Source organism: Kitasatospora sp. NPDC018619 (assembly GCF_044391605.1).
Lineage (GTDB): Bacteria > Actinomycetota > Actinomycetes > Streptomycetales > Streptomycetaceae > Kitasatospora.
In genome coordinates, this window is sequence record NZ_JBISAI010000009.1 from 304,793 (window position 1) to 331,721 (window position 26,929).

Consider the following 26,929-nt stretch of genomic DNA (forward strand, 5'->3'; position numbering starts at 1 on the left):
CTTTCGAACACGCAGGACACTACGGGCGGGGACGGGCCGCTGCCGTCATACCAGGGAGCCAAACGGCCCCTGAGTACCCGGGTGCCACACCCCTACGGGTCAGCGCCGGTACTTCCGCAGCTCCCTGCGGGCCAGCGAGCGCTTGTGCACCTCGTCGGGGCCGTCGGCCAGCCGCAGGGTGCGGTTGCCGGCCCAGAGCTGGGCGAGCGGGGTGTCCTGGCTGACGCCCGCCGCGCCGTGGGCCTGGACGGCCTTGTCCAGGATCCACTCGACGGTGCGCGGGGTGGCGATCTTGATCGCCTGGATCTCGGTGTGCGCGCCCCGGTTGCCGACGGTGTCCATCAGCCAGGCGGTCTTCAGCACCAGCAGCCGCAGCTGCTCGATCCGCACCCGGGACTCGGCGATCCAGTCCTGCACCACGCCCTGCTCGGCCAGCGGCCTCCCGAACGCCACCCGCTCCTCGGCCCGGCGGCACATCAGCTCCAGCGCCCGCTCGGCGATGCCGATCGCGCGCATGCAGTGGTGGATCCGGCCCGGACCGAGCCGGGCCTGGGCGATGGCGAAGCCCGTCCCCTCCTCGCCGACCAGGTTCTCCACCGGCACACGGACGTCCTCGAACAGCACCTCGGCGTGGCCGCCGTGGTCGGCGTCGTCGTACCCGAACACCGTCATGCCGCGCCGGACGGTCACGCCCGGGGTGTCGCGCGGGACGAGCAGCATGCTCTGCTGGCGGTGCGGCTCGGCGGCCGGGTCGGTCTTGCCCATCACGATGAGGATGCGGCACTCCGGGTTCATCGCCCCGGTGATGTACCACTTGCGGCCGTTGACGACGTACTCGTCGCCGTCCCGCTCGATCCGGGTGGCGATGTTGGTGGCGTCCGAGGAGGCCACCTCCGGCTCGGTCATCGCGAAGGCCGAACGGATCGTGCCGTCCAGCAGCGGGCGCAGCCAGCGCTCGCGCTGCTCGGCGCTGCCGAACTGGGCGAGCAGCTCCATGTTGCCGGTGTCGGGCGCGGCGCAGTTGAGCGCGGGCGGGGCCAACTGGACGCTGCGGCCGGTGATCTCGGCGAGCGGGGCGTACTGGAGGTTGGTCAGGCCGGCGCCGAGCTCGCCGGGCAGGAAGAGGTTCCAGAGGTTCTGCTTGCGGGCCTCGGCCTGGAGCTCGGCGACGACCGGGGGGACGGCCCAGCGGTCGGGCGCCTGGCCGGCGGGGCGGCCCGGCCCTCGGGCGGCCCCGCCGTCCGCGCAGCGGTCGGCCAGTTGGGCGGCGAGGACGGGCTCGGCCGGGTACACGTGCTCGTCCATGAAGGCGAGCAGCTGCTCGCGGAGCTCGTTCGTCCGGGCGTCGTAGGCGAAGTCCATCGGTGCTCAGTCCTCCTTGAGGGTGCTCAGGCCGTGCCGGGCGAGGATCGGCGCCATCTCGCCGGCGCGCTCGAAACCGGCGCCCAGGGTGCGGCCCTGCCGGAAGCGGAAGTGGATGCCCTCGGCGACGGCGGCCAGCTTGAAGGAGGCGAAGGCGACGTACCAGTCGAGGTCCTCCGCCCGGCGGCCGGTCGCGTCGGCGTAGCGGGAGACGATCTCGTCGGCCTTCGGGAAGCCGGGGGCGGTCATCGCGGAGGGGATGATGCCGCCGCCGACGCCGGCGAGTTCGGTGTACATCACCAGCAGGCCGATGTCGGTGAGCGGGTCGCCGAGGGTGGACATCTCCCAGTCCAGGACGGCGGCGATGGCGTCGTCCGCGTCCACCAGCACGTTGTCGAGGCGGTAGTCGCCGTGCACCAGCGCGGGCGCGGGCGAGACCGGCAACCGTCGGCCGAGGAGCTCGTGCAGCCGGTCCAGGTCCGGCAGGTCGCGGCTGCGGGAGGCGTCGAGCTGCTGGGCCCACCGGCGCAGCTGGCGCTCCAGGTAGCCCTGGGGACGGCCGAAGTCCGCGAGGCCCACGGCGGCGGAGTCGATCCGGTGCAGGGTGGCGAGGGTGTCGACCAGCCGCTGCCCGAGCGCCCGCACCCGCTGCTCGCCGAGCGCCGCCAGCGCACCGGCGTCCCGGTGGGCGGTGCCGTGGACGTACTCCATCAGGTACCAGGGCGCACCGAGGGTGTCCGGCTCCGGGTCGAGCAGCAGGGTGCGCGGCACGGGGACGCCGGTGTCGCGCAGCGCGCTCATCACCCGGTACTCGCGGCCCATGTCGTGGGCGGTGGCGAGGACGTGCCCGAGCGGCGGGCGCCGCAGGACCCAGCGCGAGGCGCCGTCGCTCAGCACGTACGTGAGGTTCGAGCGGCCCCCTTCGATGCGTTCGGCGCTCAGCGGCCCCTGGAGCAGCCCGGGCAGCTCGCGCTCCAGGCGGGGCCGGAGACGGGCCAGGTCCAGGCCTGGCGGATCGGCGGGGGTCTCGGCCATCGGGCGGCTCCTCGTGGTGGGGACCTCATTGACTAAGCGCTTGCTTAGCATCAGCCGCCGGGCGCCCGCTGTCAATGCCGCGGAGCGGGGGGGGCCCGGGGGCCTTGAGTCACGGGCGCCGGCCGGCCGGCGGTGGCCTTGCCGCGGCGCGCCCCGTGTGTCGCACAGGGGAGTTGCGCCAGTCTCGTCGGCTACGCCACCGCCCACACACATCAAGGACACCCTCGAACAGCTGCGCCTCGCCACTGGCCGGACGGCGGAAGTACGACGACCTCACCGGGTTCGAACGCGTCTACAGCGGCAACCACTTCGAGCCCCGGAACGGCGGCACCTCCATACGGGCCGTCCAGGACGTGATGGAGAGCGACTACCGACGCGACGGCACCCGCTGCGTCTCCCTCCGCCAGATCGCCGACTGGCTCGCCCCCCAGGGCCCGCAGGCCTCGACCGGCTCCCCCGGCGGACTGGTCCCGCCCGATCACCCCCGCCACCGCAAAGGCCTGCCACGTCCTCATGGCGCCCCTCGAACCACTCCCACAGGCACCCAGCAGCCATCGAGCCCCACGCCGTCGCCGCACTGGCCCCACCTTTGCCCCCTGCCTCACAACTACACGCAGACCTGGAACGCCATGGACGCTCCGGATCACCCGCCACGGCAAGTGCCTCCAACGTGCATGCATCTGCTCGCCACTGAACCCGCGCAGCATCAGCACAGCGATCTGACGCACCGCCAGACCACGCCCGCCCCTATGAGTCACCGCGCCCCGACACCGGCTGCGGCCCGGCAGGCCACTTTGACACGCTGCTTCTCCGGAGGTCACTGATAGTGTCAAGTAGCACCACGCCAGGATTTGCAAAGAAACCGCAAAGCCGCTCTATCGCCCCAGGTCAACAAGTGTCCTCCCCGCACCCGCGGGGGTCAGCCGGATCGTTCGGGATGGTGCGCGTCATCAATGGGGTCCTCCCCGCACCCGCGGGGGTCAGCCGCCGATGCTCGTCATCCTGCGGAACCGGTGGGCGTCCTCCCCGCACCCGCGGGGGTCAGCCGCCGCCCGCACCTCCGGCCAAGGCGTCCGGTCCGTCCTCCCCGCACCCGCGGGGGTCAGCCGGAGCGGAGATCGAGCCGGCGGAGTACACGCTCGTCCTCCCCGCACCCGCGGGGGTCAGCCGCTGTGGGCCCTCAGCCGACCGCGGATCCCGGCGTCCTCCCCGCACCCGCGGGGGTCAGCCGGGGGCGGTCGCCTCGTTCGTGGGTGACCCGACGTCCTCCCCGCACCCGCGGGGGTCAGCCGCTGGCGGGGTTCCTCCATTGCGCGAACGCACCGTCCTCCCCGCACCCGCGGGGGTCAGCCGCGTGCGGTGCGGAAGGTCGGTGACCTGCGCGTGTCCTCCCCGCACCCGCGGGGGTCAGCCGTCCCTCACCCGTGCCGCCCGCGAGGCCCTGGCGTCCTCCCCGCACCCGCGGGGGTCAGCCGGCGGAGTACGTCGGTCTCTGGTACCGGCGCATGTCCTCCCCGCACCCGCGGGGGTCAGCCAGGCGGGGAACTCCTCCGGGTTGTCGGGGTCGGGGTCCTCCCCGCACCCGCGGGGGTCAGCCGGCAGTTGGTGTCCGTCGTGCCGTCCGCCGACGGTCCTCCCCGCACCCGCGGGGGTCAGTCGCATCCGGTCCATCCGGCGCTGGTACGCCCACCGTCCTCCCCGCACCCGCGGGGGTCAGCCGTAGCCGCCGCAGCCGTCTGCGGGCGTTCCGGGGTCCTCCCCGCATCCGCGGGGGTCAGTCGCCGTCTGCAGGCGTGGTGCCGTACGAGGTGTAGTCCTCCCCGCATCCGCGGGGGTCTCCCGCCGTCGTCGCGGTCCACAGCTCCGTTCCGCTGTCCTCCACGCATCTGCGGGGGCCCACCGGAGAGCAGCGTCATACGCGGCCTGCGCTCCCCGTCCCCTCAGGTCGCACCGGCTGCGCAGGGAGTCGGACCGGCCGACTTCCTGCGCAGCCGGTCCGGCAACGAAGGTAGAGGTTCGCTCGGGCCGTACGCCGCCATCCCGACGACCGGCTCCCACCAGGTCCCCAGCGGCATCCGCACCTCCTCGCAGCACTCGAGCAGGCAGTCCCGAAACTCCCTGGGCTGCCCGACCCACCCATCACCTTCGAGGCCAACGACATCGCCGCAGCGGCTGGTCCGGCGTTTAACCACCTACGTAGTCCGCCCCATGCCCAGTTCGACAACCACGCGCAGGCTCGGAAGGCCGTGGAGGCACGGCGCCGGAAACCGAGGCTCTGCTGCAGCACATCACCTGACACGGCATACGTCCACACCCCGAACCAGTACCGCCACCGTGCACGGACCTGGACCGCTGAACCCCAGTGGGACCCAGCAGTCTGGTTTGACGTGCCGCCAAGCCATGCTCGCCCATACGACGACTCACCACAGCTCGACGTAGCAGGCGCTTTGACACCGCAACAACCCTTCGGGAGCACTGATAGTGTCGAGCAGCACCACGCCAAGGTTTGCAAAGAAACCGCAAAGCCGCTCTATCGCCCCAGATCAGAAAGTGTCCTCCCCGCGCCCGCGGGGGTCAGCCGGACTTCTCCGCCCGCGAGATCGAGGACATCGGGTCCTCCCCGCGCCCGCGGGGGTCAGCCGGTGCCGGCCGGGCCGAGGGACTCGACCAGGCCGTCCTCCCCGCGCCCGCGGGGGTCAGCCGCAGGCGGGGCAGGACCCCAAGGCAGCAGAGGCGTCCTCCCCGCGCCCGCGGGGGTCAGCCGGACCGGCTCACGCACTGGAACCAGGCGGATGCGTCCTCCCCGCGCCCGCGGGGGTCAGCCGTCGGGGGTCACGGTGCCCCACGGGCGGGCCTGGTCCTCCCCGCGCCCGCGGGGGTCAGCCGGCGGCGGGCAGGGAGGCGAGGGTGCCGACGCGGTCCTCCCCGCGCCCGCGGGGGTCAGCCGTCACCCCACTCGAACGGGATCTCGGCGGAGAAGTCCTCCCCGCGCCCGCGGGGGTCAGCCGGAGGGTCAGCTCGGGGAGGGCCTTGGTGATCTGTCCTCCCCGCGCCCGCGGGGGTCAGCCGTACTGCCGATACTGCTCGCTCGCGAACCGCAGGTCCTCCCCGCGCCCGCGGGGTCAGCCGCAGGTGCTCGTCGGCCGTCTCCCGGGCCGTGCGTCCTCCCCGCGCCCGCGGGGGTCAGCCGGCGCATGACCCGCACCGAAACCGCCCTGATCCGTCCTCCCCGCGCCCGCGGGGGTCAGCCGGGCGTCGAGGCCACCATCTGGGCCCACGAGATGTCCTCCCCGCGCCCGCGGGGGTCAGCCGGTCGGCTAACCGCCGGAGTCGTGGGGGGAGCGGTCCTCCCCGCGCCCGCGGGGGTCAGCCGATCGCCCTGGACGAGACGCCGCAGCGCGTGGGGTCCTCCCCGCGCCCGCAGGGGTCAGCCGCTCACGTGCCCAGTTTCGTACCGGGCCTCGAGTCCTCCCCGCGCCCGCGGGGGTCAGCCGCCGGCCTGTCCTGGGACAGTCCAACGGAGACCGTCCTCCCCGCACCCGCGGGGGTCAGCCGCTGACGTGGCGCGGTGATGGTGACCTTATGGACTCCTCCCTGCACCCGCGGGGGTCAGCCGAACGCGGTGGCCTCGCGGACGGCTTCGGCCTCCTCCTCCCCGCGCCTGCCGGGCCCCGGGGGGTGTCAGGCCGGCGGGGGCTGGCGGAGCCAGTGGGGGCCGGTGGTCCAGGCGAGGAGGGGGCGGCCGGCGCTGTGGGTGGGTGGGGTGCCGGTGGCGGCTTGGTGGAGGTAGGTGAGGGCGGGGGCGAGGCGGGCGGATACGTGGGCGGGGTGGCGGGCGGCTGCTGCGGGCAGGGCGGCGATGGTGCGGGACTGCGCCTTCGGGTCGCAGAGGGAGAGGTGGAAGACCATCTGGCGCCAGGCGTAGGCCGCGTCCTTGATCGTGGCGAGCGGGCGCGGGTTGCCCTGGATGCGGGCCGTCGTGCGGCAGACGGTGGTGAAGGCGCGGCGGGCGAGGTCCTCCCAGCCGGGGCGGGGGCCGATGCCCACCCGGGCGACCAGGGTGGCGAGGTTGTGGGTGGTGAGGATCTGGGCCTGTTCGATGACCTTCCCGTTGGCGGCGACCGACCAGCCCGCGCCCACGTCGGCGCGCCGGGTGCACAGTCGGGCGAAGGCGTCCGCCCCGTCCAGCTCCCGCAGGGCCGCGTAGTCGATGCCGTAGTAGCGCTCGTACAGCGTGCCGCCGAGCAGGTCCGCGGCGATGCCCGCCGCGGCGAGGAACTTCGGGGTGAACCGGCCGACGAAGATGTCCGCCGCCAGTTCCTCCACCAGCGGCACCTCGATGCCCGACTGGCGTGCGAGCACGCCGAGTTCGCGCACGAGCGGGTTGGGCAGCAGGGTGCCGGGGAAGGACTGGACGGCCAGTTCGCCGAGCCGCCGGAGGGCGGTGAGCGCGGGCCCGCGGCCGTCCTCGTCGGTGCGGTGGGCGGCCACCGCCCGTACCCAGGGCAGTTCCTCGACCCGCAGCTGGGAGGCGAGGTTCAGCAGGAGCAGCGAGCGGCGGTTGCGGAAGGCCCGGTAGTTGGCGGCGGCGAGGGTGCGCAGCGCCGCGTCCGGGTAGGCCTCGGCGCTGGTGGCGGCGACGAGTTGCGGGACGAGTTCGGCCAGGACTTCGGCCGAGGGCACGACGCCGTGCTCCACCAGGGTGCCGATCGGGGCGCTCAGGGTGGCTTCCACGACGTGGCGGACCGCCGCGGGCACGGGTGCGCCGACGGGCAGTCCGGTTTCGGCGGCCTCGGCGGCGGAGACGTCGGCGACCAGCGGTTCGACGTCGGCGGCGCCCGCTTCCTGGGGCTGTACGGCGAGGCGGCGCAGCACGAGCTGGGCGAGGTCGTGGTGCGAGGGCCGGGCCGCCTCGACGGCCTGGCGGGCGCGCAGGTCGGTGTGCCGCGTGGAGCCGGGCCGGCCGCGGCGGCGCACCATGGAGTCCACCGCGTGCCGCAGCAGTCCCAGCCGGCGGGCGTCCAACGGCCGTCCGGCGACGGCTTCTTCGAGGGCGCCGCGCAGGATGCCGAGGTTCTGCTTCGGGTTGCGGTGGCTGGTGCAGCGGGTGTGGGTGGCGGCGAGTTCCCGGTACTGGCGCAGCAGTCGGGCGCCGCGCCGCCGCCAGGGCCCGTCGGGTACGGCCGCGGGCACCCGCCCGGTGCCGTCGGCGCTCTCCAGCCAGTGGGTGAGCAGCCGGTCGCCGAACGGCTGCCAGACGGCGAGCGCCTCGCGCTGTGCCTCCACGGCGGCGTTCGGGCGGCGGCGGACGAGCGAGTCGACGGCGTCGCCGACCGTCCGCCGGTGCACCGCCTCCGGGTCCGGGGCGGGCAGTGCGGACGGCCGGGGCGTGAAGCGCAGCCGGGCGGCGTGCGGTCCGAGGGTGTCGAGGAGGTCGAGCGCGGCGGCGGTGTCCCCGGCCCGGACGAGCCAGGCGACCGTCAGCAGCGCCGCCTCCTCGGGGACGGTGACCTCGTAGCGGCCGCTGTCGAGGAGCGCGTAGAGCCGGGCCAGGCCCGGCTCGGTGAGGCAGTGGGCGAAGAGGGCCCCGCGGTCGGCCGGCACCCCGGCGAGGGCCGCGGCCTCGCGCTCGTACGGCTGGAGCGGTCCGGCGGCGCTCTCGGCGGAGGTGGCGAAGCCGCCGCGGACGACCTCGGGCGTCACCCAGGCGGGCCGCCCGGGCAGCGGGGTGCGTGAGCCGACCGTCAGGCGTCCGTCGGCGGCGGCGGCGAGCACGGCGCGCCAGCGGTGGGCGCGGTCCGCGGCCCGGTGCCTGGTCCCAGCGTCGGGGTGGGCCAGCGAGGTGAGCAGGGCCCGGGCGAGCTCGCGCTGCGGGTACCCCGTGGATACCCCGATCCCGGCCCCGGCCCCGGCCCCGGCCCCGGTGGAGTGCTGCTGATCAGCGTCGTCGTCCATAAGCCGACGTGGCAGGTTCCGCCCCTGCGCCCTCCGGGTCTCAAGCCCGGTGCTCTCCTTGCTGAGCTACACGCCGATGGGCGTGAGCGTAGGTGATCGGCGCGTGCGGGCTCAACGCGTTTTTCGGGGCCGCTCGGGGCGGTGGCCTCCGGTGTCGGAGGCGCAGTGGACGCCCCGACGGCGGGAAGGAGCAGCCCGGTGGACGCCGTCCGGTGACTCCGCCGCCGCCCGCCCTGTCCTCAGAACCTCAGGTCCATCCGCTGCTCGACCGTATCGAGGCCGAACATGCGGACGGGGCGGGAGACGGTGAGCTCGAAACCAGCCGTCGCGTAGAGGTGGTGGGCGGCCTGGAGGCCGGCCACCGTCCAGAGCAGCACGCCCTCGTAGGAGCGGGCGCGGGCCTCGTCCAGGGCCGTCTCCAGCAGCCGTCGGCCGAGCCCCCGGCCCCGGGCTTCCGGGTCGAGGATCACCCACCGCAGCCGGCCCCAGCCGGGGCGCTCCTCCGCCCGGGTCAGGCCGGTGGCACCGACCACCCGGCCGTCGACCTCGGCGACCCACAGGCAGCCGGGTGCCGCGCCGCCCTCGCGGGCCCGGGCCACGACCAACTCGGCCATGCCGGTGGCGGCATAGGCCTCCATGGTCTGGTCCATGCCGTACTCGCGGGCATAGAGGACCCCGTGCAGGGCGGCGACGGCGCCGAGGTCTCCGGGGCGGAGGGCCTCGCGGATGGTCGCGGTTCCGGGTGCGACGGCGGCCATGCGGCCTCCCCTTCCACTGAAACAGTCGTTTCAGTGGAAGGATAGAGCACGTGTCCGCCTCCGCCAACGCGTCCTCCCGGCCTTCGTCCTCTCCTTCGGCCCCGCCGTCGTCCTCGCCTTCGTCCACGCGGTCTCCACAGCCGTCCCCGCGGCCGTCCTCGCGACCGTCCCCGCGCCGGGAGGAGATCCTCGCCGCGACCGTGCGCTACGTCGCCGAGCACAACGTCTCCGACCTCTCCCTGCGCCCGCTCGCGGCCGGGATCGGATCCAGCCCGCGCGTGCTGCTGTACCTGTTCGGCTCGAAGGAGCAGCTGGTCCGCGAGGTCCTGGCGGCCGGACGGGCCGAGCAACTCGCGCTGCTGGAACGCTCCGAGGCCCAGGGCGGCTGCGCCCGCGAGACCCTCGAACTGCTCTGGGCGTGGGTGACCGACCCCGGGCGCCGGGGAGCGCTGCGGCTGTTCTTCGAGGGGTACGTCCGCGCCTTCGGTCACAGCGAGCCGTGGCGGGACTTCGGCACCGCCTCCCTGGAGGAGTGGCTGCCGCCGCTGGCACGCGTCCTCGACGGCACCCGGGCCGACCCCACCGTGGTGCTCGCCGTCCTGCGCGGCCTGCTGCTGGACCTGCTCGCCGACGACCGTGCCGAAGACCGTACCGACGGCTCCCCCAGCTCCGACGACTCCCACGCCGAGCGCGTCCACGCCGCCTGGCGCACCTTCCTCGACGCCACCTTCGACTGAGGACGGCCTTACGGACGGACTGCCGGCCGGGTCCGTCCCCTGCGCGGACCCGACCGGCAGTCCGTCCGGCGCGTGGACGGATCAGGCTCGTCGCCCCCCGGCCTGCCGCCGGGCATCTGCGACCGTCCTGCGCCGTGGGGATCGATCGTACGCAGCGGAGCCTTACCGATCGCTTACCGATGACTGACCGACCACTGACCCACCGCCGACCGACCGCCGACCCAGCCCCACCCGACCACCCGACCACTCGACCGCCCGACCGCCCCGGCTGCGGACACCCGCCACCGGATCCCGCCCGCCACCTACCGGATGTCGCCGCCTACCGGATGTCGCTCAGCTCCCGCGCCTCGTCGAACACCCGCGCCGCCGACTCCGGCAGTCCCGCCGCCTCGTACGCCCGGCCGAGCCCGCGCAGCGCCTCCGCGAGAAAGGAGCGCCAGCCGCGGGCCCGCCACATCAGCACGGACTCCTCCAGGTGGGCAACGGCCGAGGCGTGGTCCCCCGCCGCCAGGTCCAGCTCCCCGAGGATTCCGAGGGCCTGGGCGAGGTGGTGCCCCAGGTCGAAGCGGCGGGCGATGGCCAGCGCGGCCTCGGCCGTCTCCCGGGCGCGGTCGTCGCCGGCGCCCGCGTACAGGGTGGCCAGGTAGAGCAGCGAGAACGCCTCCAGGTAGCTGTCCCGCAGGCAGCGGGCCATCGCGAGCGAGCGGAGCAGCAGCTCGCTGCCGCGCTCCACCTGCCCGGCCCGGCCGTGGGCGGCTCCCAGGAACTGGATCGCCGTCGCCTCGAAACGGGTGTTGCCGATCAGCCGGGCCAGCCGCAGGGTCTCGGTGAGGTGCTCGATCGTACGGTCGAGGTCGGTCTCGCCGTAGGCGATGGCGATGATCTGGTGGGCGCGGGCCTCGCCGCCCGGGTGGTCGTGGTCGGCGGCGAGCTCCAGTGCGCGGTGGCCCGCCTCCAGCGCCTCCTGCTCGCGGCCCTGCGCCACCAGGCTCCAGGCGGTCAGGACGAGGGCGTCGGCGGCCCCGCGCTCCTCCCCGACCTGCTCGAACAGCCCCCGCAGGTGCCGGGCGCGGTCCTCCAGGGCGACCATCGTCTCGCTGCCGTCCTCCAGGTCGACGGTCGTCCCGGCCCCGTGGGCCGGGGTGGTCCAGGTGGTCACCTCGATCAGGCCGCGGGTGAGCACGGCGGCGCCCAGGACGTCGCCGACCGACCGGCAGGCCTGGAGGACGGCCACGTGGGTGGTGCGCCACTCGTCGTACAGGCCGCGCACGTCGCAGTACTTCTCCAGGCAGGCGGCGAGGTCCCAGGCGACCGGCACCATGCGCAGCGCGGCGGCCTGCCGGGCGCTCGCGGTCAGGGCCGGCTGCTCGGCGTCGAACCAGGCCGTCGGGTCGTCCAGCAGCGCCGCCGCGACGCCGGACGGCATCGGGTGGCGCGGCGCCGGGCCGTGGATCGGCGCGAAGCACGGGCCGGGCACCTGGTCGGCGGCCTGCTCGGCCAGCCAGAGCCAGGCGCCGAAGGCCCGTTCGAGGGCGGCGGCGCGGGTGGCCGGCTCGTCCGTCGCCTCGGCGTGCTCGCGCGCGTAGAGCCGGACGAGGTCGTGGAAGCGGTAGCGCAGATGGGGCTCCGCGCCGGTCTCCTGGAGGAGCTGGGCGTCGATCAGCTCCTCCAGCTGCCGCTCGGCCTGCTCCAGCGGGATGCCCGCCAGTGCGGCCGCGGCCCAGGGGGCGAAGTCGGGCGCGTCGAGCAGTCCGAGCAGCCGGAAGGTGCGGCGGGTCGGCTCCGACAGCCGGGCGTAGCCGACGGCGAAGCCGGCCCGTACGGCCAGGTTCCCCGCGGCCAGCTCGTCCAGCCGCCGCCGCTCGTCGCGCAGCAGGTGGGCGAGCCGGGCGAGGGTCCAGCGGGGGCGGGCGGCCAGCCGGGCCCCGGCGATGCGGACGGCCAGCGGCATGCCGCCGCACAGCTCGACGATCTGGGCGGCGGCCACCGGCTCGGCAGCGACCCGGTCGTCCCCGAGGATCCGGCGCAGCAGGGTCCGGGCCTGCGGCGCTTCGAGTTCGTGCAGGTCGACGAGGAGGGAGCCGGGCAGGGCGGTCAGCGCGGCCCGGCTGGTGACGAGGACGGCCGAGCGGGCGCCGGGGCGTTCCCCGCCGGCGGCCGTGCCCGGGAGCAGCGGGCCGAGCTGCTGCTCCCCGGCGGCGTTGTCGAGCAGGACGAGCGTGCGGCGGCCGGCCAGCAGGGTGCGGTACAGCGCGGAGCGCTCCTCCAGGGAGGGCGGGATCTCCCGGGGGTCGGCGCCGAGGGCGCGCAGGAAGGCGGCGAGGACGCCGGCCGGGTCGGCGGGCGACTCGTCGGCCCCTCGCAGGTCCGCGTACAGCCGGCCGTCCGGGTAGTCGGCGGCGGCGCGGTGGGCGGCGTGCACGGCCAGCGCCGTCTTGCCGATGCCGCCCATCCCGGCGACCACCGGCACCCGGCCGGCCGCCAGGGCGTCCAGCACGAGCCGGACCTGCTCGTCCCGCCCGGTGAAATCGGGGATGTCCCGCGGGAGTTGGGAGGGCACGCGGGGCTGCCCCGGCTCGGCGCGGACGCCCTGGCGGTCCTGCGCCAGCAGTGCCAGGAAGACCTTCTGCACCTGCTCGCCCGGCTCGATCCCGAGCTCCTCGGACAGCCGTCGGCGCAGCGCCTGGAAGCGGCGCAGCGCCTCGGCGGCCCGGCCGTCCGCCGCCAGCAGCTCCAGCAGGGCGGCCTGCACGGGCTCGTCGAACGGGAGCTCCTCGGCGAGCGCCGTCAGGGCGGGCAGGGCCGTCCGGGCCGTACCGGCGGCCAGGGCGGAGCGGGCCAGCAGCAGGGCCGTGGCGCGCACCTCGCCCTCCACGGACGCCACCAGCGGGTCGTCCCGGTTGACCCGCTCCAGGCCGGCCAGCACCGGCCCGCGCCGCAGCCCGATCGCCGCGGCCGCGTCGCCGTCGGCGGCGAGCCGCCGGAAGCGCCCGAGGTCCACCGCGTCCGGCCCGGTCACCAGCCGGTAGCCCTGCGCGTCGGACTCCAGCAGCACCGTCTCGTCCCCGAACCGCCCGAGCCAGGTCCGCAGCCGCGACATCCCGGTGTGCACCGCGCCCCGGCCGACCTGGTCCTCCTGGTCGGCCCACACGAGGTCCAGCAGCCGGCCCACCGGCAGCCGCTCCCCCTCCGCGAGCAGCAGGGCACCCAGCAGCCCCCGCAGCACGGTGGCCCGCGGCAGCGCCTGCGGCACCGAGTCCACGGCGACCGTCAGGGGCCCCAGCAGCCCGAACGTCATCTTCATCCGCTTCAGTCCCTCAGAGCTCACGACCGCACCGAGGCCCGCCCCGGCCGCCCGACCGAGCAGCACCGGCCGCCCGCGGCACGACCATGACACTAGCCCGCGCCCCGATCAACCACGGCCACCGCCCCTCGCCCGCCCTTCGGGCAGTCCACGGTCGGCTTTCCCGGGACCTCAGGCGAGCAGGATCTCCTCGGGCCTGCGGTTGAGCACCTCCGGCGACCGGCTGCTCAGCGGTTGCGGCGGACCAGTGGGCACTGGTCACCGGCTCTGACCACCTGCCGCGGGCCCCCGGCCGCGCCGACGCGCCTTCGGCGGGGTACGGGCCAGGCGGTCAGGCACCGGGCAGCAGGAAGGCGAGGTAGGCCTGGGTCTCGGGGTCGGTGGAGTAGAGGCGGGTGCCGTGGGTGGCGCGGGTCGCGAGGACGCGGTAGGTGTTCAGCGCGTACCGCAGGTACTGCTCCGGCGGCAGGGTCCGCAGCTGCCTGTTGTCGTGGCTGGCCTCGGGGTGAGCCTGCCAGCGGTCCCCGCGGCGGACCAGGTCGCCGCCCAGGATGACGGCGCCGAAGGCGTACTCCAGGCCTTGGGCGGTGTAGATGCAGCCGACCTGGTCGTGCCCGCCACGGTCGGTCGCCCAGAAGGGGCGGGCGGGGACATCGGGGAAACCGGGGACGGGCTGCTCGGCACGCAGGTTCCAGGGGCGGGCCCAGGAGCGTTCGGTGTGGTCCGGGCCGTGCCACCGGATGGCGACCTCCGGCTCCAGTGGGGGGACGGCGCCCGCTTCCCAGGGCCAGCAGAACCCCGCGGTGATCCGGGCGCTGCGGCCCTGGGCGGTGTGGTCGTCGACCCAGGAGGCGAGCGCCTCCGGGTCCTCGGCCACGGCCAGGTCGTAGTTCCCGCCGTCCCACGGCCGCGTGGCGCCGGCCGGGGAGAACAGGAGGTCCGCCCACTGGTGGTAGGCCTGGGAACCGTTGCAGCGGAACTGGGTCTCCAGGTCGACGTGCCGGTACGCCACCCCTGACTCCCGGGCGTAGCGGGCGAGTTCGTCTCTGGTGAGGCCCTCCGTGGGGCGAACGATCTGGCGCTCGTCGAGGAACAGGACCAGGACACCGACCCGGTCGAGAAGGTTGCGCAGGGACACCGGGAAACCGCTGCCGCGCTGGTGCGGGTAGGTGGTGGCGCGGTGCGCCTCGTCGAGGAGGACCACGCTGTTCTTGTCCAGCCCGCCGGGTGCCGTGTCCTTGTAGGTCGCGACGAGGCCTCGGAAGTCCTCGCTCAGCAGTCGCCGCAGCTGCCGGGTGAGGGCGCCGGAGGGCGTCAGCAAACGGGGGTTGCGCCGCGGCATCCGGCACAGTTCGCCCATGACGCGGGCGGCGATCGCCGTCTTGCCGGTACCGGGCCCACCGGTGACCACGACCATGCCCCCGGGCCGGCGCTCCCGTGCGGCGCCGAGGACGCCCTCGCCTGCGGCCGCCTCCTGGACGGCGTCCAGGATCGCGAGCCGGGCCCGGTCCTGTTCACCGATCAGACGGAACGGGCGCCGGCCCTCGATGTTGGCGGCCAGCCGCTCCAGGACGCGCTCGGACGGCCGGTGCTCACCGGCGAGGAGCCGGTCGACGGCACCGCTCCGCGCGGGCACCAGGCCGCCGCAGCCGAGGCGGTGCGCCAGGTCGTCCGCGGACCCGCCACCCACGAGGTCGTCACGGCCCAGCAGGGGGAACTCGGCGCTCGGGGAGCCGGACGGCACCATCGCCCGCAGGCGTTCGACCAGGTCGGCGGAGGCGTTGTGCAGGACCACCGTGCCCCTCGCCCGTACGCCGCTCCCGCCGTCGACCCAGTCCCGCAGGTAGTGGACGTATCCGCCGACCTGGCGGGCCGGGTGGGACACCGTACGCCGACCGACCTCCAGCATCGTCCGGTCCCCCGGTGCGGGCCGCGCGGAGGTCCACTGCTTCAACTCGACGACCACGACCGTCAGGGTGCCGTCCTCGTCCTGACCGACGACGGCCGCGTCGACGCGCTCGCCCGTCCCCGGCAGCGACAGTTCCAGCAGGACCTCCAGGCCGCCCAGCCCGGCGCGCACCAGCACGTCGAGGAGCACCGGCCAGCTCCGCCGCCAGCTGCCGACCTCGTCCTCCCCCGGCACCGCGCCGTGCAGGCTGCGGAACCGCGCCGCGCAGGCGGCCATGAAGTCCGGCTGCGCGACCCGCCGCGCCGTGTGGTCGATGCTCCCCCGGTGTAGGTACATGATCGATGAATACCATCACCGGCGGACAGCACCGACAGCGGGCGTGGACGCCCGGCGGCGCGGGCCGCCGGCGTTCACGCCCGGGCCCGCATCAGTCGGCCGAGTTGGTCCAGTGCCAGTCGAAGTACCCCGCGCTCTCGGGTGTGTGGGCCGTGCAGCGCCTGCCCGCGAGCGCCTTCGCCGCCGCGAGGAGGTCCGCGGAGGCCGCGGCCCGCTCCGTCACCTCTATGATCCCGTCGGAGGACACCCGGACGAAACCGTCCTCGAACAGGGCGTCGCAGCCGAGCACACAGGCCGCCATCACGTTCGCCAGGTGGGACCGCTGCTCGAGGTTGCTCTGCGACCGCTTCCGCACGTGCGCCGCGCGGACGAGCCGCCGGGGCAGCTCCCGCCCGCAGAGGTCGCAGCGGACGAAGCTCCGGCCGTTGAACTTCTCGCGCCGCAGCCGGGCCTGCTCGCGGCGGGCGAGCGCGACCACGGGGCGGTCCAGGTTGTCGCCCAGCTCGAGGTAGCGGTCCTGGTCCTGCGCGGAATGCGGCCCGTGCCAGCCGGCAGGCTGCGTCGCGCCGGCGGGCAGCACGTCCGCAGGAGCCCCGGCGGGCACGTCCGACTGCTCCTCGATGGAGTCGACCAGCCTGGTCATCACCTCCGGGTCGGCCACCGGGACCGGAGCCCCCTGCTTGTTCGCCGAGAGCCGGAAAGCCTCCATCGCCGCTTCGCCGAGCCGCCCTCCGGCGACGCCGGTCTCGAGGTCCAGGACGTCCAGGCGGACGCGCGCCGGGTAGGTGTCGTCGGGCCAGACCTCGGCCGTTTCCCGGTACACGGCTCCGGTGACCCGGGCGATGGCCAGCTCACGCAGGACCGCGTCTGCCCACCCCCCTTGGGACACACGGGCGTTCGGCCCCCGGTGACCGAACAGGACGTAGTCTCCGGCCTTCAGCCCGGACAGCACCTGCGGAGTCTCGGCCTTGCGCGCGGTCTCGTCCTTCCAGCCCCATATGGACTCGCGCAGGCCGATCTCGAAGTTCCGCTTCGAAGCAACGGGGACGTACACGGCGACGACGGACACGTCGTGCCTCCTCCTCAGTTCGACTCCCCTGCCACGCGGCCGGGGAGTTGGTCGGTTCGGACGGACGCGCCGCGTGTCCCGCCTGGCGACGGGAGAGGACGGCACCGGGTCTGTCTATCAGACGGCACTGACAACCGGGTGCTGGCCTCGCATCAGGAACCTTCGCCCCGCGGGCCGGTGAGGGGGACCCCGCGAGGCCCTCTGCCTCTCGATCGGGCGTCGCCCGGGCACGGCGGCAGCGCGCCGGGCGCCGCCGCGGCGGGGTCTCGGCGGCCGGCGTCGACAGCTGCCCGCTGTAGTTGCCGGTGCCGAGGGCCGGGACGAAGTCGCCCCGGTTGGCGGGGAGCGGGCACAGGTCGGTGGCGGTCTGCTGCGCCCGGTCCCGGCCGACGTCCGTGCCGAGCTGCATCAGCGGCCCCCGTTGACGGACTGCGCGACGGCGTTCCGCAGGTGACGGCGCCCCGGTTCGGCTTGCCGTCGTTGGCGGTCGTGACGATCCTTCCGTCGCACCCCCGGTACGGCCCTTCCGGGGTCATCACGTTCCCCCCTTGTCGCCGTCGTAGGGGGTCGCGGGGGTCACCGGGGTCCACCCGCCCCCGCCGGCGCTGCACCCCCGGCCGGGCCCGGCCGCGAACACCACCGGGGTGAAGGCCGAACCGACGGGCACCGCAGTGGTGTTGGCGCTGTTGAAGCCCTGCTCCTGGTCGCCGGGACCGCCGTACCGGGCGACGATCCGGCCGTCCGGGGCCACCGGGGCGGCGCCGGCCGGCAGCAGCAACTGCTGCCGGGCCGGGAGCCGGCGGCGCACGCCGCGGCGCGGGCAGTCGATCCGCAGGGACGGGAAGCGCCGACGCCCGGACGTCTCCTCGTCGGCCGCACCGTCCTCCCGAGTACGCACAGTCGGGTCTCCGATGCGTTCGGGGAAATCGGTCCTCCGTCCACAAGACGCGGCGGGAACGTCAGTACGTGTGCCTGGCCGCGATGTGACCGTCGTCCTACTCCGCACCGTGAACCGGTCCCGGAGGCCCGCCGTCGGTGCCCCGCAGCGCCCGGGGCCGGCCGCCCCGGCGGGATCCGGGCCCCCGGACGCCCCGTGTACCGCCACAATGGCGCCATGAGGATGATCCAGACCGCGCTCGGCGCGCTGCTGCTCCTACTGGTCGTCGGCAGCATCCTGCGCACGCTGGTCGTTCCGCGCGGGCTCTACTCGGCACTGGTGATGCGGCTCTGGCGGGTGCTGCGCGCGCTGCTGCGGCTGTCCGCCGGGCCGAACCGCGGCTACCACGCGCAGGACCGGACGCTCACCTGGCTCGCGCCGCTGGTGCTGCTGGGCATGCTCGGCGTGTGGCTCGGCTGCATGCTGGCCGCCTACACCCTGCTGCTGCACGGCACCTCCGAGCTGAGCTGGTCGGTGTCCGTGCGCGAGGCCGGCTCCAGCCTGTTCACCCTCGGCTTCGCCAGCGGCGAGCGGCTCCAGCTCTCCGCGATCGACTTCCTGGCCGCCGCCAGCGGCCCGCTGGTCATCGCGCTGCAGATCGCCTACCTGCCGACGCTCTACGCCGCCTACCAGCGCCGCGAGACCGAGGTGACACTGCTGCAGTCCCGCGCCGGCGAGCCCGCCTGGGGCCCCGAGCTGCTCGCCCGGCAGTCCCTGGTGGACACCGAGACGGCGCTGCCCCAGCTCTACCGGGACTGGGAGCGGCTGGCCGCCGACATCGGCGAGAGCCACTCCAACTACCCGGTGCTGCTCTCCTTCCGCTCCCCGCAGCCGCACCGCAGCTGGGTGGTCGGGCTGATCGCCGTGATGGACGCCGCCGCCCTGCACCTGGCGCTCTGCCCGCGGTCGGCCCCGCCCGAGGCCCGGCTGGTGATCAGGGCCGGGTTCACCGCGATGCGCGACATCGCCCGCTCGCTGCGGATCGGCTTCGACCCGGACCCGGACCCGGACGTCCCGATCCGGCTGACCTACGCCGAGTACCTGGGCGCCGTCGCGATGATCAGCGCCTCCGGGTTCCCGCGCGAACGCCCGGTCGAGGAGGCCTGGCCGCACTTCCACGGCTGGCGGGTCAACTACGAGGCGCTGGCGTACGAGCTGGCGCGCCGCAGCGACGCCGTCCCGGCGCTGTGGACCGGCCCGCGCGACTTCCGCGCCCCCGTCATCCCGCCGACCCGCCCCACCGACCGCCGCCCCTCCACCGTCCCGCCACTGCCGCCGCTGCCACCGAGCTGATCCGTAAGGCGGCGGACCTCCTCGCTCGACCTGCGACGAGCGAGGACGGACAGCGACGCCAAACGACTACGGTGCCGCCGGTGCCCCCGCCCGCTCCACCGTCAGACGTCCACCGGCCCGCCGCCGGCCAGCGAGCGCTCGGCGGCGACCAGGATCTCCACCACCCGCAGGCCGAAGTCCACCCCGCACGGGTGCGGACGGCCGGAGGCCGCCGAGGCCAGGAGGGCGTCCAGCGCCCGGTGCAGCGCCGCGTGCGGGCCCTCGCCGCGCTCGGGCAGCCGCGCCACGCCGTGCTCGCCGCGCAGCTCCATGCCCGTGCCGCCCGCCGCGAGCGGCGCCGTCAGGCTGAGCGCGAGGGTGCTGGAGGCGCCGCCGGCGTGCCGCACCACCAGGTGGACGGTGTCCAGCGGCCCGGCCGCCGCCGTCACCTGCGTCGCGTCGCCCAGCACCGGCAGCAGCACGGACAGCGCGTGCGGGCCGACATCCCACAGCGCGCCCTTCTCGCGGCGCCACGGCGAGTCGGCGTACGGGCTGGTGCTGCCGGGCGCGAACACCGAGCCGAGCCAGTCCGAGCGGCCGGTGAACCAGCCGCCGAGCTCCGCCTGGCGCTCGATCCACGGGATCTGCTCACCGCCGAAGCGCACGGTGAAGAAGACCACCGAGGCGACCTCGTGCTGGCGCACCGCCTCGGCCACGGCCTCGGCGGCCCGCACGGTCAGCGCGACCGGCTTGTCCAGCAGCAGGTGGCAGCCGGCCTCGGCGGCCCGCACCGCGAGCCCCGCCTGCACGGTCGGGGGCAGCGCGACGGACACCGCGTCCACCTCGGCCAGCAGCCGGTCGAGGTCCGCGTACCCGGGGACGCCGTGTGCGGCGCCCAGTTCCTCGGCCGCCTCCGGTCGGCGGCCCCAGACGCCGGTGAACTCCAGCCCGGGGTGCTCGGCCAGGACGGGCGCGTGCACCCGGCCCGCCCAGGGGCCGGTTCCCAGCAGTCCGATCCGCACGTTCGCTCCGTTTCTTCGGGTTCCGGGGGTTGTCCGGAGGGTTGGTGATGGGGGGTGGGGTGCCCGGGCCGCTCAGTCCCGGACGCGGGCCAGCGTGAAGCCGTCGTAGCCCTTGCTGCCGACCGTCTGCACCGAGGTCGCGGTGACGGTCGGCTCGGCCGCGATCAGCTCGTGCAGCGCCCGGGTGCCGACCACGGCCGGGTCGGTGCTGTCGGCGTCGGCGACGGCGCCGCCGCGCACCACGTTGTCCACGATGATCAGCGAGCCGGGCCGGGTCAGCTGGAGCGCCCGGCGGAAGTACTCCGGGTTGCTCGGCTTGTCGGCGTCGATGAACACCAGGTCGAAGGGGGCCACGCCCTGCTCCACCAGCTCGGCCAGCGAGTCGGCGGCGCGCCCGAGCCGCACCTCGGCGACGGCGGCCAGCCCGGCGGCCGCCAGGTTGCCCCGGGCCACCTCGGCGTGCCGGGGGTCCAGCTCCAGGGTGAGCAGGGTGCCGTCCGCGGGCAGCGCGCGGGCGAGCCAGATCGCGCTGTAGCCGCCGAGCGTGCCGACCTCCAGGATCCGCTTCGCGCCCTGGGTGAGGGCCAGCAGGTGCAGCAGCTTGCCCTGGTTGGGGGCCACCGCGATCTTCGGCAGCCCGGCCGCGTCGGCGGCGGCGGTGGCGCCCTCGAGTACCGGGTCGTGCCCGACCAGCTGCTCGGAGAAGTACGCGTCCACGGCATCCCACGTCGGCTGCGAAGCCATCGGGCCCTCCAGACTGCAAGATCGGCAAGGTACCCGGCCGATGCTACTCCGAGGGCCCGGGGGCACCACGAGGGCGGCGGTGGGCGGCCGGTCGGGCCGGCCGCGCGGGAGGGAGGAGGTCCGCCGGCACAGGCGGCCTCCGGCCAGGGCCGCCTCCGGAACGGGGCCGTCGGCGACCGCCGCCGCAGCGGGCGTCAGTCGGCGACCGGCTCCTTGGCGGCGGCGGCCCTGGCCGCCTCCTCCGCCTCCATCTTGGCGTGCGTCTTGGCGGCGCGGCGCTTCATGATCCAGGCCGACAGCAGGCCGATCACCAGGGCCGCGCCGAGACCCGCCCAGGAGAACCGGGCCAGCCAGGGCTCGATGCTCTTGCCGACCTTGTAGACCAGCAGCGTCGTACCGCCGGCCCAGACCACGCCGCCCAGCACGTTGGCGATCAGGAACTTCCAGTACGGCATCTTCAGCGCGCCCGCGAGCGGGCCGGCGAAGATGCGCAGCAGGGCGATGAACCGGCCGAAGAAGACGGCCCACATGCCCCACTTCTGGAAGGAGCGCTCGGCGGTGGCCAGGTGCGAGGGCCCGAAGTGCTTGGGGAACTTGCGTCCCAGCTTCTCGAAGAGCGGCTTGCCCCCCTTGCGCCCGATCGAGTACCCGATCGAGTCACCGACGATCGCGCCGACGATCGCGCAGATCGCGACGCCCCACGGGCTCACCACACCCTTGACCGCCATGAGGGACGCCGTGACCAGGGCGATCTCCCCGGGCAAGGGAATGCCCAGCGACTCCAGCCCGATGATCAGACCGACCACGGCGTACACCGCGGTCGGCGGAATGCCCTCGATCCAGGCGTCGATGTGCAAGGCCAGTCCCTCCGTGGCAGGACGGGACCGGCCGCGCTCCTCCTGGAGCCGCGCGCCCGTCCCGGCAGTTCGTCCGATGGCGGCACCCAGGCCGCTCCCCCGGAACGAGCCTAACGTGCCGGGCGGCCTGTCCCCCCGGCCCATCACCCGTGGTTACGACGTCCGCCCCCGCGCCATGGTTCCAGGTCGACCGGCGTTCCTTCAAGATTCGGCAAAACGCAGCGCGACCACCGACGGGCGCCGCCTGATCCGGCGCACGAACGGCAGCAGGGCGCTCACCGGGGGCCGCCCGCCCTCCGGGTACACCTCGCGCACGTCGGTGACCCCCGGGTGGGCGCCGGCCAGCTTGTCGCGCTCGTCCGCGTCCATCCCGAACGGCATCGGCGGCGCCTGGTAGTGCCGGGCGCGCAGCCTGCCCTCGACGGCCCGCCGGCTGAACCAGCGCGGCACCGTGTCCAGCACCATCGCCCCGCCGGGGAAGCGCTCGGCGCAGGCCGCGATCAGGGCGCGGACCTCCGGCGGGCGCAGGTACATCAGCAGGCCCTGGGCGCTGATCAGCACCCCGTTCGCCGGGTCGACCTCGTCCATCCAGCCCGGGTCGGTGGCCGAGCGGGCGACGATCCGGTGCCGCTCGTCCGGCGGCAGCAGGCGACGGCGCAGCGCGGCGCTCTCCGGCAGGTCCACCGACAGCCAGGTCGCCCGGCCGTTGTCGACCCGCCAGGCCTGGGTCTCCAGGCCGTCGCCGAGCCCGACCACGGTGCCGCGCGGGCAGCGGGCCAGGAAGTCGGCCGCCTCGCGGTCGAAGCAGGCCGCCCGCAGCGCCTGGACCTGGCTCACCAGGGCGTTCTCCCCGAACCGCGCCGCGAAGGGGTAGTCGATCCGCTCCACCAGCTCGACCGCCTTCGGGTCCGGCAGCACGGTGTCCGGCCGCCGCGCCTCCACCGCCCGGTGCCACAGGGTCCACAACGCCGTCTCCGGCACCTGCCCCAGCTCCGGCCGCTCCCCGCCGCCACTCATCCGCTCGCTCCTGCCGCCGTGGTCCGTCGTGGTGTCGTCGTCATGATGTCGTCATCGTGGTGTCGTCGTCCCGTCGTGGCCCTGGCAGGGCCCCCGGGTGGGCATGAACCCGCCGATTCTGACACCCCCTCCGCCCCTGCCCGTCCGCCGACGCGCCGACTCCCGGTACGGGCGTGAGGGGGCGGGCACCGCTCCGCGCGCGCCCCAGGGCGGTCACGCCAGCCGGTCCGCCCAGTCCGCCAGCAACGCGAAGTCCTCCGCCGTCAGCCCGGCCTTCGGATCGATGCGGTGCAGGAGCGCCGGACCGCGGTGGTGGGCGGCGACCCACGCCCGGTCCGCGTCCGTGACCAGGTCGTCGACCCAGGCGAACGGGCGGCCCTTCACCCAGGCGACGACGTCCGGGGTCTTCCAGAACACCCCGCCGGGCGGCTCGGCCCGCGGCTCGGACCAGGCGATGGACGGCAGGGCGGGCAGCCCCAGCAACGGGGCGATGAAGCCGTTGGCCTCCTCCTGCCAGGTCGTCGCCCAGGCCAGGTCGAACGGCAGCGCGGCCAGGGCCGGCCCGTGGGCCGGGGCGAGCCAGAGCCGCAGCGGCTTCGGTGGCTTGCCCGGCAGGCCCCACAAGGCGAGCCGGCGGCGCTCGGCCGCCGCCCAGCGCGGCGTCATCAGCCGATGGGTCCGGTAGCCCTCGGGGCGGCGGTACGGCTTCGCCGCCATCGGGTTCAGCGGCCCGTCGACGTCCAGCAACAGCAGCGGCCGCACCGGCCCACCCCCTCGGTCGTCCCCGCACGCTACCGGCGGGGGCGGGGCGGGCCCAGCGGTTTTCCGCGCCGGGCGGCAGCCGCGGGGACCGGCCCGCGCACCGCACCGTCAGCCGATGCCGAACGCCCCGTCCGGCGGGGGCGGGGAGTCGGTCGCCCCGGCGTCCGTGACCGGGGCGGTCCGGCCGACCAGGCCCGCCAGGTCCTCCCCCGCGGTGAGCCGGGCCGGGAAGACGTCGCCCGCGAGCAGCCTGGTCAGCCCGGCCACCGGCAGCGGCGCGGTGGAACCGGCCAGCAGGATGTTGCCGTACCGGCGGCCGCGCAGCACCGGAGCCTCCGCCACCAGGCAGGCGTACGGGAACACCGCCCGCACCGTCGCCGCCTGCGCCTTGGCGAAGGCCAGCGGCGGGCCGTCCGCCAGGTTGGCCGCGTAGCAGCCGCCGGGGCGCAGCGCGGCCGCCGCGAGGCGCAGGAACTCCACCGAGGTGAGGTGGGCCGGGGTTCGCGAACCGTGGAAGACGTCGGCGATCACCAGGTCCTGGGAGCCCGCCGGGGTCGCCGCGAGGGCCGCCCGGGCGTCGCCGACGGTCGCGGTGACGTCCACGCCGGGGCCCTGCCAGGGCAGCACCTCGGCGACCAGGTCCAGCAGCGGCCCGTCCACGTCCACCACCCGCTGCCGCGAGCCGGGCCGGGTCGCGGCCAGGTAGCGGGGCAGGGTGAGCGCGCCGCCGCCGAGGTGCAGCACGTCCAGCGGCTCGCCGGCGGGGGCGAGGGCGTCGGCGAGGTGGCCGAGGCGCCGGGTGTACTCGAACTCCAGGTGGGTCGGCTCGGCGAGGTCGACGTAGGACTGCGGGGTGCCGTCCAGGGTGAGCAGCCAGCCGCCGTCGCGGTCGAGGTCGGGCATGAGCTTGGCGAAGCCCAGGTCGGTCCGCCGTCCGACCGGCACCGGCTCCCCGGGGCCGTCGGCGTCTTCCGGTCCTTGGTGCCCTTCCGGTCCGTCCGGCCCGGCCGGCCCCTCCGGCCCGTGGGTCACGCGTTCTCCCCCACCGGCTCGACGCCCAGGTACGCCGACAGCCAGCGGTCCAGTTCCGCGAACACCTCGGTGCGGGCCGCCTCGCCGGAGAGCACCAGGTCGTGCATGCCGCCCTTGATCCGCACGATGGTGACGTGCCGGCCCAGCCGCGGGCCCTGCGCGGCGATGTCGTCGGCGCGCAGCACGGCGTCGGCGTGGTGCAGCCCCTGGTGCCAGGTGGTGGTGGAGATCGACCGGGTCGAGGCCATCAGCAGCACCGGCACGTCGATGCCCAGCCCGCGCCGCAGCCGCTGGTGCCCCCGGTGGATCGCGGCCAGCCACCCCGCGTACAGCGGGAAGCTCTCCGGGCGCTTGAGGGTGAGGTCGAAGTCCCACTCGCCCCGGTGGTCCTTGTGCAGGCTGTGGGTGTAGTGCGGGTTGAGCGCGGACGGCAGCACGCGGGTCGGCACGAGCCGTCCCATCGCCGTCACGGCGGGCCCGCCGAAGGTCCGCACGGCCTGCGAGGCGGGCATCGACAGGAACGGCGAGTTGAGGAACACCCCGTCCAGCAGGCCGCGCCCGGCCCGTCGGCCGGCCCACAGCGCGCCGATCAGCCCGCCGGTGGAGTGCCCGTTCAGCAGCAGCTGCCGGTGCCCGTCGACCTCGCGGATGATCCGCACCGCCTCGTCGATCTCCTCGTCGTACTCGGTGAGGTCGCGGACGAAGTTCGGCGACTGGTGCGGGCGCAGGGAGCGGCCGTACTTGCGCAGGTCGAGGGCGTAGAAGGAGAAGCCGAGCGCGGTGTAGTGGTCGGCGAGGTTGGTCTGGAAGAAGTAGTCGTTGTACCCGTGGATGTAGAGCACGGCCCGCTCCGAGCCGGGCACCGGTCGGCGCACCAGCGTCGCGCAGACCGCCCCTTCGTCGTCCGGCCGCAGCGCCAGCTCCGCCGCCTCGTAGGGGGCACCCAGGATGTCTTCACGGAACTCCATGGGCTGACTGTACTGGCTGGTCACCTGCCGGGACGGGGCGCGGGGATGTGATGATCGCGATGCCCTCCGCGGCCGCCGGCGGACAACCGCGCCATTCGGGAAGCATCCGGAGCAAAGTAGGATGGCTCAACTCCCGCGCTACGCGCGAAGAGTTCCATGAATATCCCATTTGCCTGATTCACCTGTCGCTTCACACGCCCGGAGCCACCCTCATGGACAACCCGTCCACCGTCGACACCGACGGCGCGATAGAGACCCGCGGTATCGACCCCGTGCCCGACCACGAGCGCCAGGGCAGGGTCCGCGAGCTCCTGCCGACCTGGGTCGCGGCGAACATCAGCGTCCTGCTGCTCACCATGGGTGCGGCCCTGGTGGTCTTCAACCGCCTGAACTTCTGGCAGGTGCTGGTCGTCGCCGCCTGCGCCGCCCTCGTCTCGTTCGGGATGGTCGGCGTGCTCTCCGTCTCCGGGAAGTGGGGCGGGGCGCCCGGAGCGACCCTCTCCCGGGCCACCTTCGGGGTGCGCGGGAACCTCTTCCCCGGCGCGATCCTCTGGATCGCCCGCTTCGGCTGGGAGACGATCAACGCCGTCACCGGCGCCTACGCCGTGCTGACCGTGCTCGACCTGCTGTTCGGCGTCAAGAGCAACACCGCGCTGATCGTGGTCACGCTCTTCGCCTTCGTCGCCTGCACCTTCCTGGTCTCCGGCATGGGCCGGAAGGCGCTGAACGTCTGCAACACCTGGTCGACGTACCTCTTCGGCGTCTTCAGCGTCCTGGTGCTGGGCTACCTGGTCGCGACCATCCACTGGAGCGAGGTCTTCGCCAAGCCCGCGGGCACCACCGCGATGATGATCGCCGGCATCGGGACCATCGCGGCCGGCGGCATCAGCTGGGTCCCCACCGGCCCGGACTTCACCCGCTACCTGCCGCACGCCGCCTCCGGCCGGAAGATCGTCGGCGTCACCGTCTCCGGTGCGGGCCTGGTGATGGTGCCGATGGTGCTGATGGGCGCCGTGATGGCGGTGGCCTCGCCCGGCCTGGCGGAGGCCGCCGACCCGGTCTCCTTCCTCGGCGACCTGCTGCCCACCTGGCTGGCCGTGCCCTACCTGCTGACCGCCATCGTGGGCATGCTGCTGATCAACAGCCTCTCCATGTACTCGGCCGGCTTCACCGCGCAGACCATGGGCGTCAAGCTGCCGCGCGCCCTGGCCGTCAGCATCAACGCGGTGATCTCGCTGGTCGGCGGCCTGCTGCTGATGCTGGTCGCGAAGAGCTTCCTGGGCTCCTTCATCACCTTCCTGATCCTGCTCGCGGTCTCCTTCTCCGCGTGGATCGGCGTGTACGCGGTGGACATGTTCCGGCGCCGGTCGCGCGCGGTGCGCTACGACGCCGCCGCGCTGATGGACACCAGCAGGAGCAGCCGCTACTGGTACGCGGGCGGCTTCTGCTGGCAGGCGATGGTGTCCTGGGTGCTCGCGCTGCTGCTGGGGCTCGCCTTCACCAGGTGCGACTGGTTCGCCGGCCCGCTCTCCGACACCCCGATCGGCCGGTACGGTCTCGCCTGGGCGGCGACCATCGTGATCTCCGGCGCGATCATGGCCGTGCTCCCGGCTCCCCGGGAGAACACCCCGGCCGACGCCGCGTCCGCCGAGCGGGCCGAGCAGAGCGGGCGGGCCGAGCAGAACGAGCGGGCCGAGCAGAGCGGGCGGGCCGAGCGGGCCGCCGTCTGACCGCACCCGCCGCGCTTCCGCGGAGCGACGCGCTCGATCCCCCGTCCGGACGGCCTCGGCCACCGGTAGGTCTTTACCACGGCTTCATCCCAGCGTGGACCAGGGACTCGCCGGTGGCCATTA

Annotated in this window: 18 protein-coding genes, 1 tRNA gene and 2 CRISPR repeat arrays; of the genes, 3 read left to right on the top strand and 16 right to left on the bottom strand. The window is 74.7% G+C overall.

The features are described 5' to 3' along the window. Positions 1-99 precede the first annotated feature (99 nt). The 5 genes from ACH5AR_RS17275 to ACH5AR_RS17295 form a co-directional block, all read right to left on the bottom strand. A complete protein-coding gene (locus ACH5AR_RS17275) occupies positions 100-1,362 on the bottom strand; it encodes an acyl-CoA dehydrogenase family protein (protein WP_396302248.1) in 1,263 nt (420 codons plus the stop codon). Between the two features lie 6 nt (positions 1,363-1,368). Next, complete coding sequence (locus tag ACH5AR_RS17280; RefSeq protein ID WP_396302249.1) at positions 1,369-2,397, bottom strand: phosphotransferase family protein; 1,029 nt, start codon at positions 2,395-2,397, stop codon at positions 1,369-1,371. 897 nt (positions 2,398-3,294) lie between these two features. Beyond that, positions 3,295-4,299: a CRISPR direct-repeat array (repeat unit 29 nt; unit sequence GTCCTCCCCGCACCCGCGGGGGTCAGCCG). 650 nt (positions 4,300-4,949) lie between these two features. After that, positions 4,950-6,013: direct repeats of the CRISPR family, unit length 29 nt; unit sequence GTCCTCCCCGCGCCCGCGGGGGTCAGCCG. 65 nt (positions 6,014-6,078) lie between these two features. Continuing rightward, positions 6,079-8,352 (bottom strand): hypothetical protein, encoded by a 2,274-nt coding sequence (locus ACH5AR_RS17285; protein WP_396302250.1) that lies wholly within the window; start codon positions 8,350-8,352, stop codon positions 6,079-6,081. 3 nt (positions 8,353-8,355) lie between these two features. Continuing rightward, a tRNA-Ser gene (locus ACH5AR_RS17290) sits at positions 8,356-8,428 on the bottom strand. Positions 8,429-8,591: 163 nt separating this feature from the next. Further along, entirely contained in the window at positions 8,592-9,110 is a 519-nt protein-coding gene (locus tag ACH5AR_RS17295) for a GNAT family N-acetyltransferase (protein WP_396302251.1), read from the bottom strand. A gap of 185 nt (positions 9,111-9,295) precedes the next feature. Here ACH5AR_RS17295 and ACH5AR_RS17300 point away from each other — a divergent pair, with 185 nt between their 5' ends. After that, the gene (locus tag ACH5AR_RS17300) at positions 9,296-9,847 is read left to right on the top strand and encodes a TetR/AcrR family transcriptional regulator (RefSeq protein WP_396302273.1); all 552 of its coding nucleotides are present in this window, start codon (positions 9,296-9,298) and stop codon (positions 9,845-9,847) included. 319 nt (positions 9,848-10,166) lie between these two features. Here ACH5AR_RS17300 and ACH5AR_RS17305 read toward each other — a convergent pair whose 3' ends face one another. From ACH5AR_RS17305 to ACH5AR_RS17320, 4 genes are all read right to left on the bottom strand, one after another. Beyond that, positions 10,167-13,175: an ATP-binding protein gene (locus tag ACH5AR_RS17305; RefSeq protein WP_396302252.1), complete on the bottom strand. Its 3,009-nt coding sequence runs from the start codon at positions 13,173-13,175 to the stop codon at positions 10,167-10,169. 307 nt (positions 13,176-13,482) lie between these two features. Beyond that, positions 13,483-15,396: a DNA/RNA helicase domain-containing protein gene (locus tag ACH5AR_RS17310; protein ID WP_396302253.1), complete on the bottom strand. Its 1,914-nt coding sequence runs from the start codon at positions 15,394-15,396 to the stop codon at positions 13,483-13,485. A 91-nt stretch (positions 15,397-15,487) separates the two neighbouring features. After that, complete coding sequence (locus ACH5AR_RS17315) at positions 15,488-16,465, bottom strand: hypothetical protein (RefSeq protein ID WP_396302254.1); 978 nt, start codon at positions 16,463-16,465, stop codon at positions 15,488-15,490. Positions 16,466-17,000: 535 nt separating this feature from the next. After that, positions 17,001-17,363 carry a hypothetical protein gene (locus ACH5AR_RS17320; RefSeq protein ID WP_396302255.1) on the bottom strand — a complete coding sequence of 121 codons (363 nt, stop codon included), beginning with the start codon at positions 17,361-17,363 and terminating at the stop codon, positions 17,001-17,003. A 216-nt stretch (positions 17,364-17,579) separates the two neighbouring features. On the opposite strand from ACH5AR_RS17320, the gene ACH5AR_RS17325 reads away from it, so the two are divergent. Further along, positions 17,580-18,695: a hypothetical protein gene (locus ACH5AR_RS17325; RefSeq protein ID WP_396302256.1), complete on the top strand. Its 1,116-nt coding sequence runs from the start codon at positions 17,580-17,582 to the stop codon at positions 18,693-18,695. A 101-nt stretch (positions 18,696-18,796) separates the two neighbouring features. On the opposite strand, the gene ACH5AR_RS17330 is transcribed toward ACH5AR_RS17325, so the two are convergent. The 7 genes from ACH5AR_RS17330 to ACH5AR_RS17360 all read right to left on the bottom strand — a co-directional run bounded on the left by ACH5AR_RS17330 (position 18,797) and on the right by ACH5AR_RS17360 (position 25,076). Then, positions 18,797-19,696, bottom strand: coding sequence for a Gfo/Idh/MocA family protein (locus ACH5AR_RS17330; RefSeq protein WP_396302257.1), 900 nt, complete (start codon positions 19,694-19,696; stop codon positions 18,797-18,799). A gap of 72 nt (positions 19,697-19,768) precedes the next feature. Continuing rightward, positions 19,769-20,440 (bottom strand): O-methyltransferase, encoded by a 672-nt coding sequence (locus ACH5AR_RS17335; RefSeq protein WP_396302258.1) that lies wholly within the window; start codon positions 20,438-20,440, stop codon positions 19,769-19,771. A gap of 194 nt (positions 20,441-20,634) precedes the next feature. After that, on the bottom strand, positions 20,635-21,297 hold the full coding sequence (locus ACH5AR_RS17340; RefSeq protein WP_396302259.1) for a DedA family protein: 663 nt from the start codon (positions 21,295-21,297) through the stop codon (positions 20,635-20,637). Positions 21,298-21,498: 201 nt separating this feature from the next. After that, positions 21,499-22,314 (bottom strand): class I SAM-dependent methyltransferase, encoded by an 816-nt coding sequence (locus tag ACH5AR_RS17345; RefSeq protein ID WP_396302260.1) that lies wholly within the window; start codon positions 22,312-22,314, stop codon positions 21,499-21,501. 213 nt (positions 22,315-22,527) lie between these two features. Next, positions 22,528-23,031, bottom strand: coding sequence for a hypothetical protein (locus tag ACH5AR_RS17350; protein ID WP_396302274.1), 504 nt, complete (start codon positions 23,029-23,031; stop codon positions 22,528-22,530). Between the two features lie 153 nt (positions 23,032-23,184). Further along, positions 23,185-24,021, bottom strand: coding sequence for a spermidine synthase (locus ACH5AR_RS17355; RefSeq protein WP_396302261.1), 837 nt, complete (start codon positions 24,019-24,021; stop codon positions 23,185-23,187). A gap of 83 nt (positions 24,022-24,104) precedes the next feature. Continuing rightward, a complete protein-coding gene (locus tag ACH5AR_RS17360) occupies positions 24,105-25,076 on the bottom strand; it encodes an alpha/beta hydrolase (protein ID WP_396302262.1) in 972 nt (323 codons plus the stop codon). 212 nt (positions 25,077-25,288) lie between these two features. Here ACH5AR_RS17360 and ACH5AR_RS17365 point away from each other — a divergent pair, with 212 nt between their 5' ends. Next, complete coding sequence (locus ACH5AR_RS17365) at positions 25,289-26,806, top strand: purine-cytosine permease family protein (RefSeq protein ID WP_396302263.1); 1,518 nt, start codon at positions 25,289-25,291, stop codon at positions 26,804-26,806. Positions 26,807-26,929 lie beyond the last annotated feature (123 nt).

Coding starts and splice junctions, on each gene's coding strand:
- ACH5AR_RS17275 (WP_396302248.1), bottom strand. CDS start 1,362: ATGGACTTCGCCTACGACGCCCGGACGAACGAGCTCCGCGAGCAGCTG.
- ACH5AR_RS17280 (WP_396302249.1), bottom strand. CDS start 2,397: ATGGCCGAGACCCCCGCCGATCCGCCAGGCCTGGACCTGGCCCGTCTC.
- ACH5AR_RS17285 (WP_396302250.1), bottom strand. CDS start 8,352: ATGGACGACGACGCTGATCAGCAGCACTCCACCGGGGCCGGGGCCGGG.
- ACH5AR_RS17295 (WP_396302251.1), bottom strand. CDS start 9,110: ATGGCCGCCGTCGCACCCGGAACCGCGACCATCCGCGAGGCCCTCCGC.
- ACH5AR_RS17310 (WP_396302253.1), bottom strand. CDS start 15,396: ATGTACCTACACCGGGGGAGCATCGACCACACGGCGCGGCGGGTCGCG.
- ACH5AR_RS17325 (WP_396302256.1), top strand. CDS start 17,580: ATGAGGATGATCCAGACCGCGCTCGGCGCGCTGCTGCTCCTACTGGTC.
- ACH5AR_RS17335 (WP_396302258.1), bottom strand. CDS start 20,440: ATGGCTTCGCAGCCGACGTGGGATGCCGTGGACGCGTACTTCTCCGAG.
- ACH5AR_RS17345 (WP_396302260.1), bottom strand. CDS start 22,314: ATGAGTGGCGGCGGGGAGCGGCCGGAGCTGGGGCAGGTGCCGGAGACG.
- ACH5AR_RS17350 (WP_396302274.1), bottom strand. CDS start 23,031: ATGGCGGCGAAGCCGTACCGCCGCCCCGAGGGCTACCGGACCCATCGG.
- ACH5AR_RS17360 (WP_396302262.1), bottom strand. CDS start 25,076: ATGGAGTTCCGTGAAGACATCCTGGGTGCCCCCTACGAGGCGGCGGAG.
- ACH5AR_RS17365 (WP_396302263.1), top strand. CDS start 25,289: ATGGACAACCCGTCCACCGTCGACACCGACGGCGCGATAGAGACCCGC.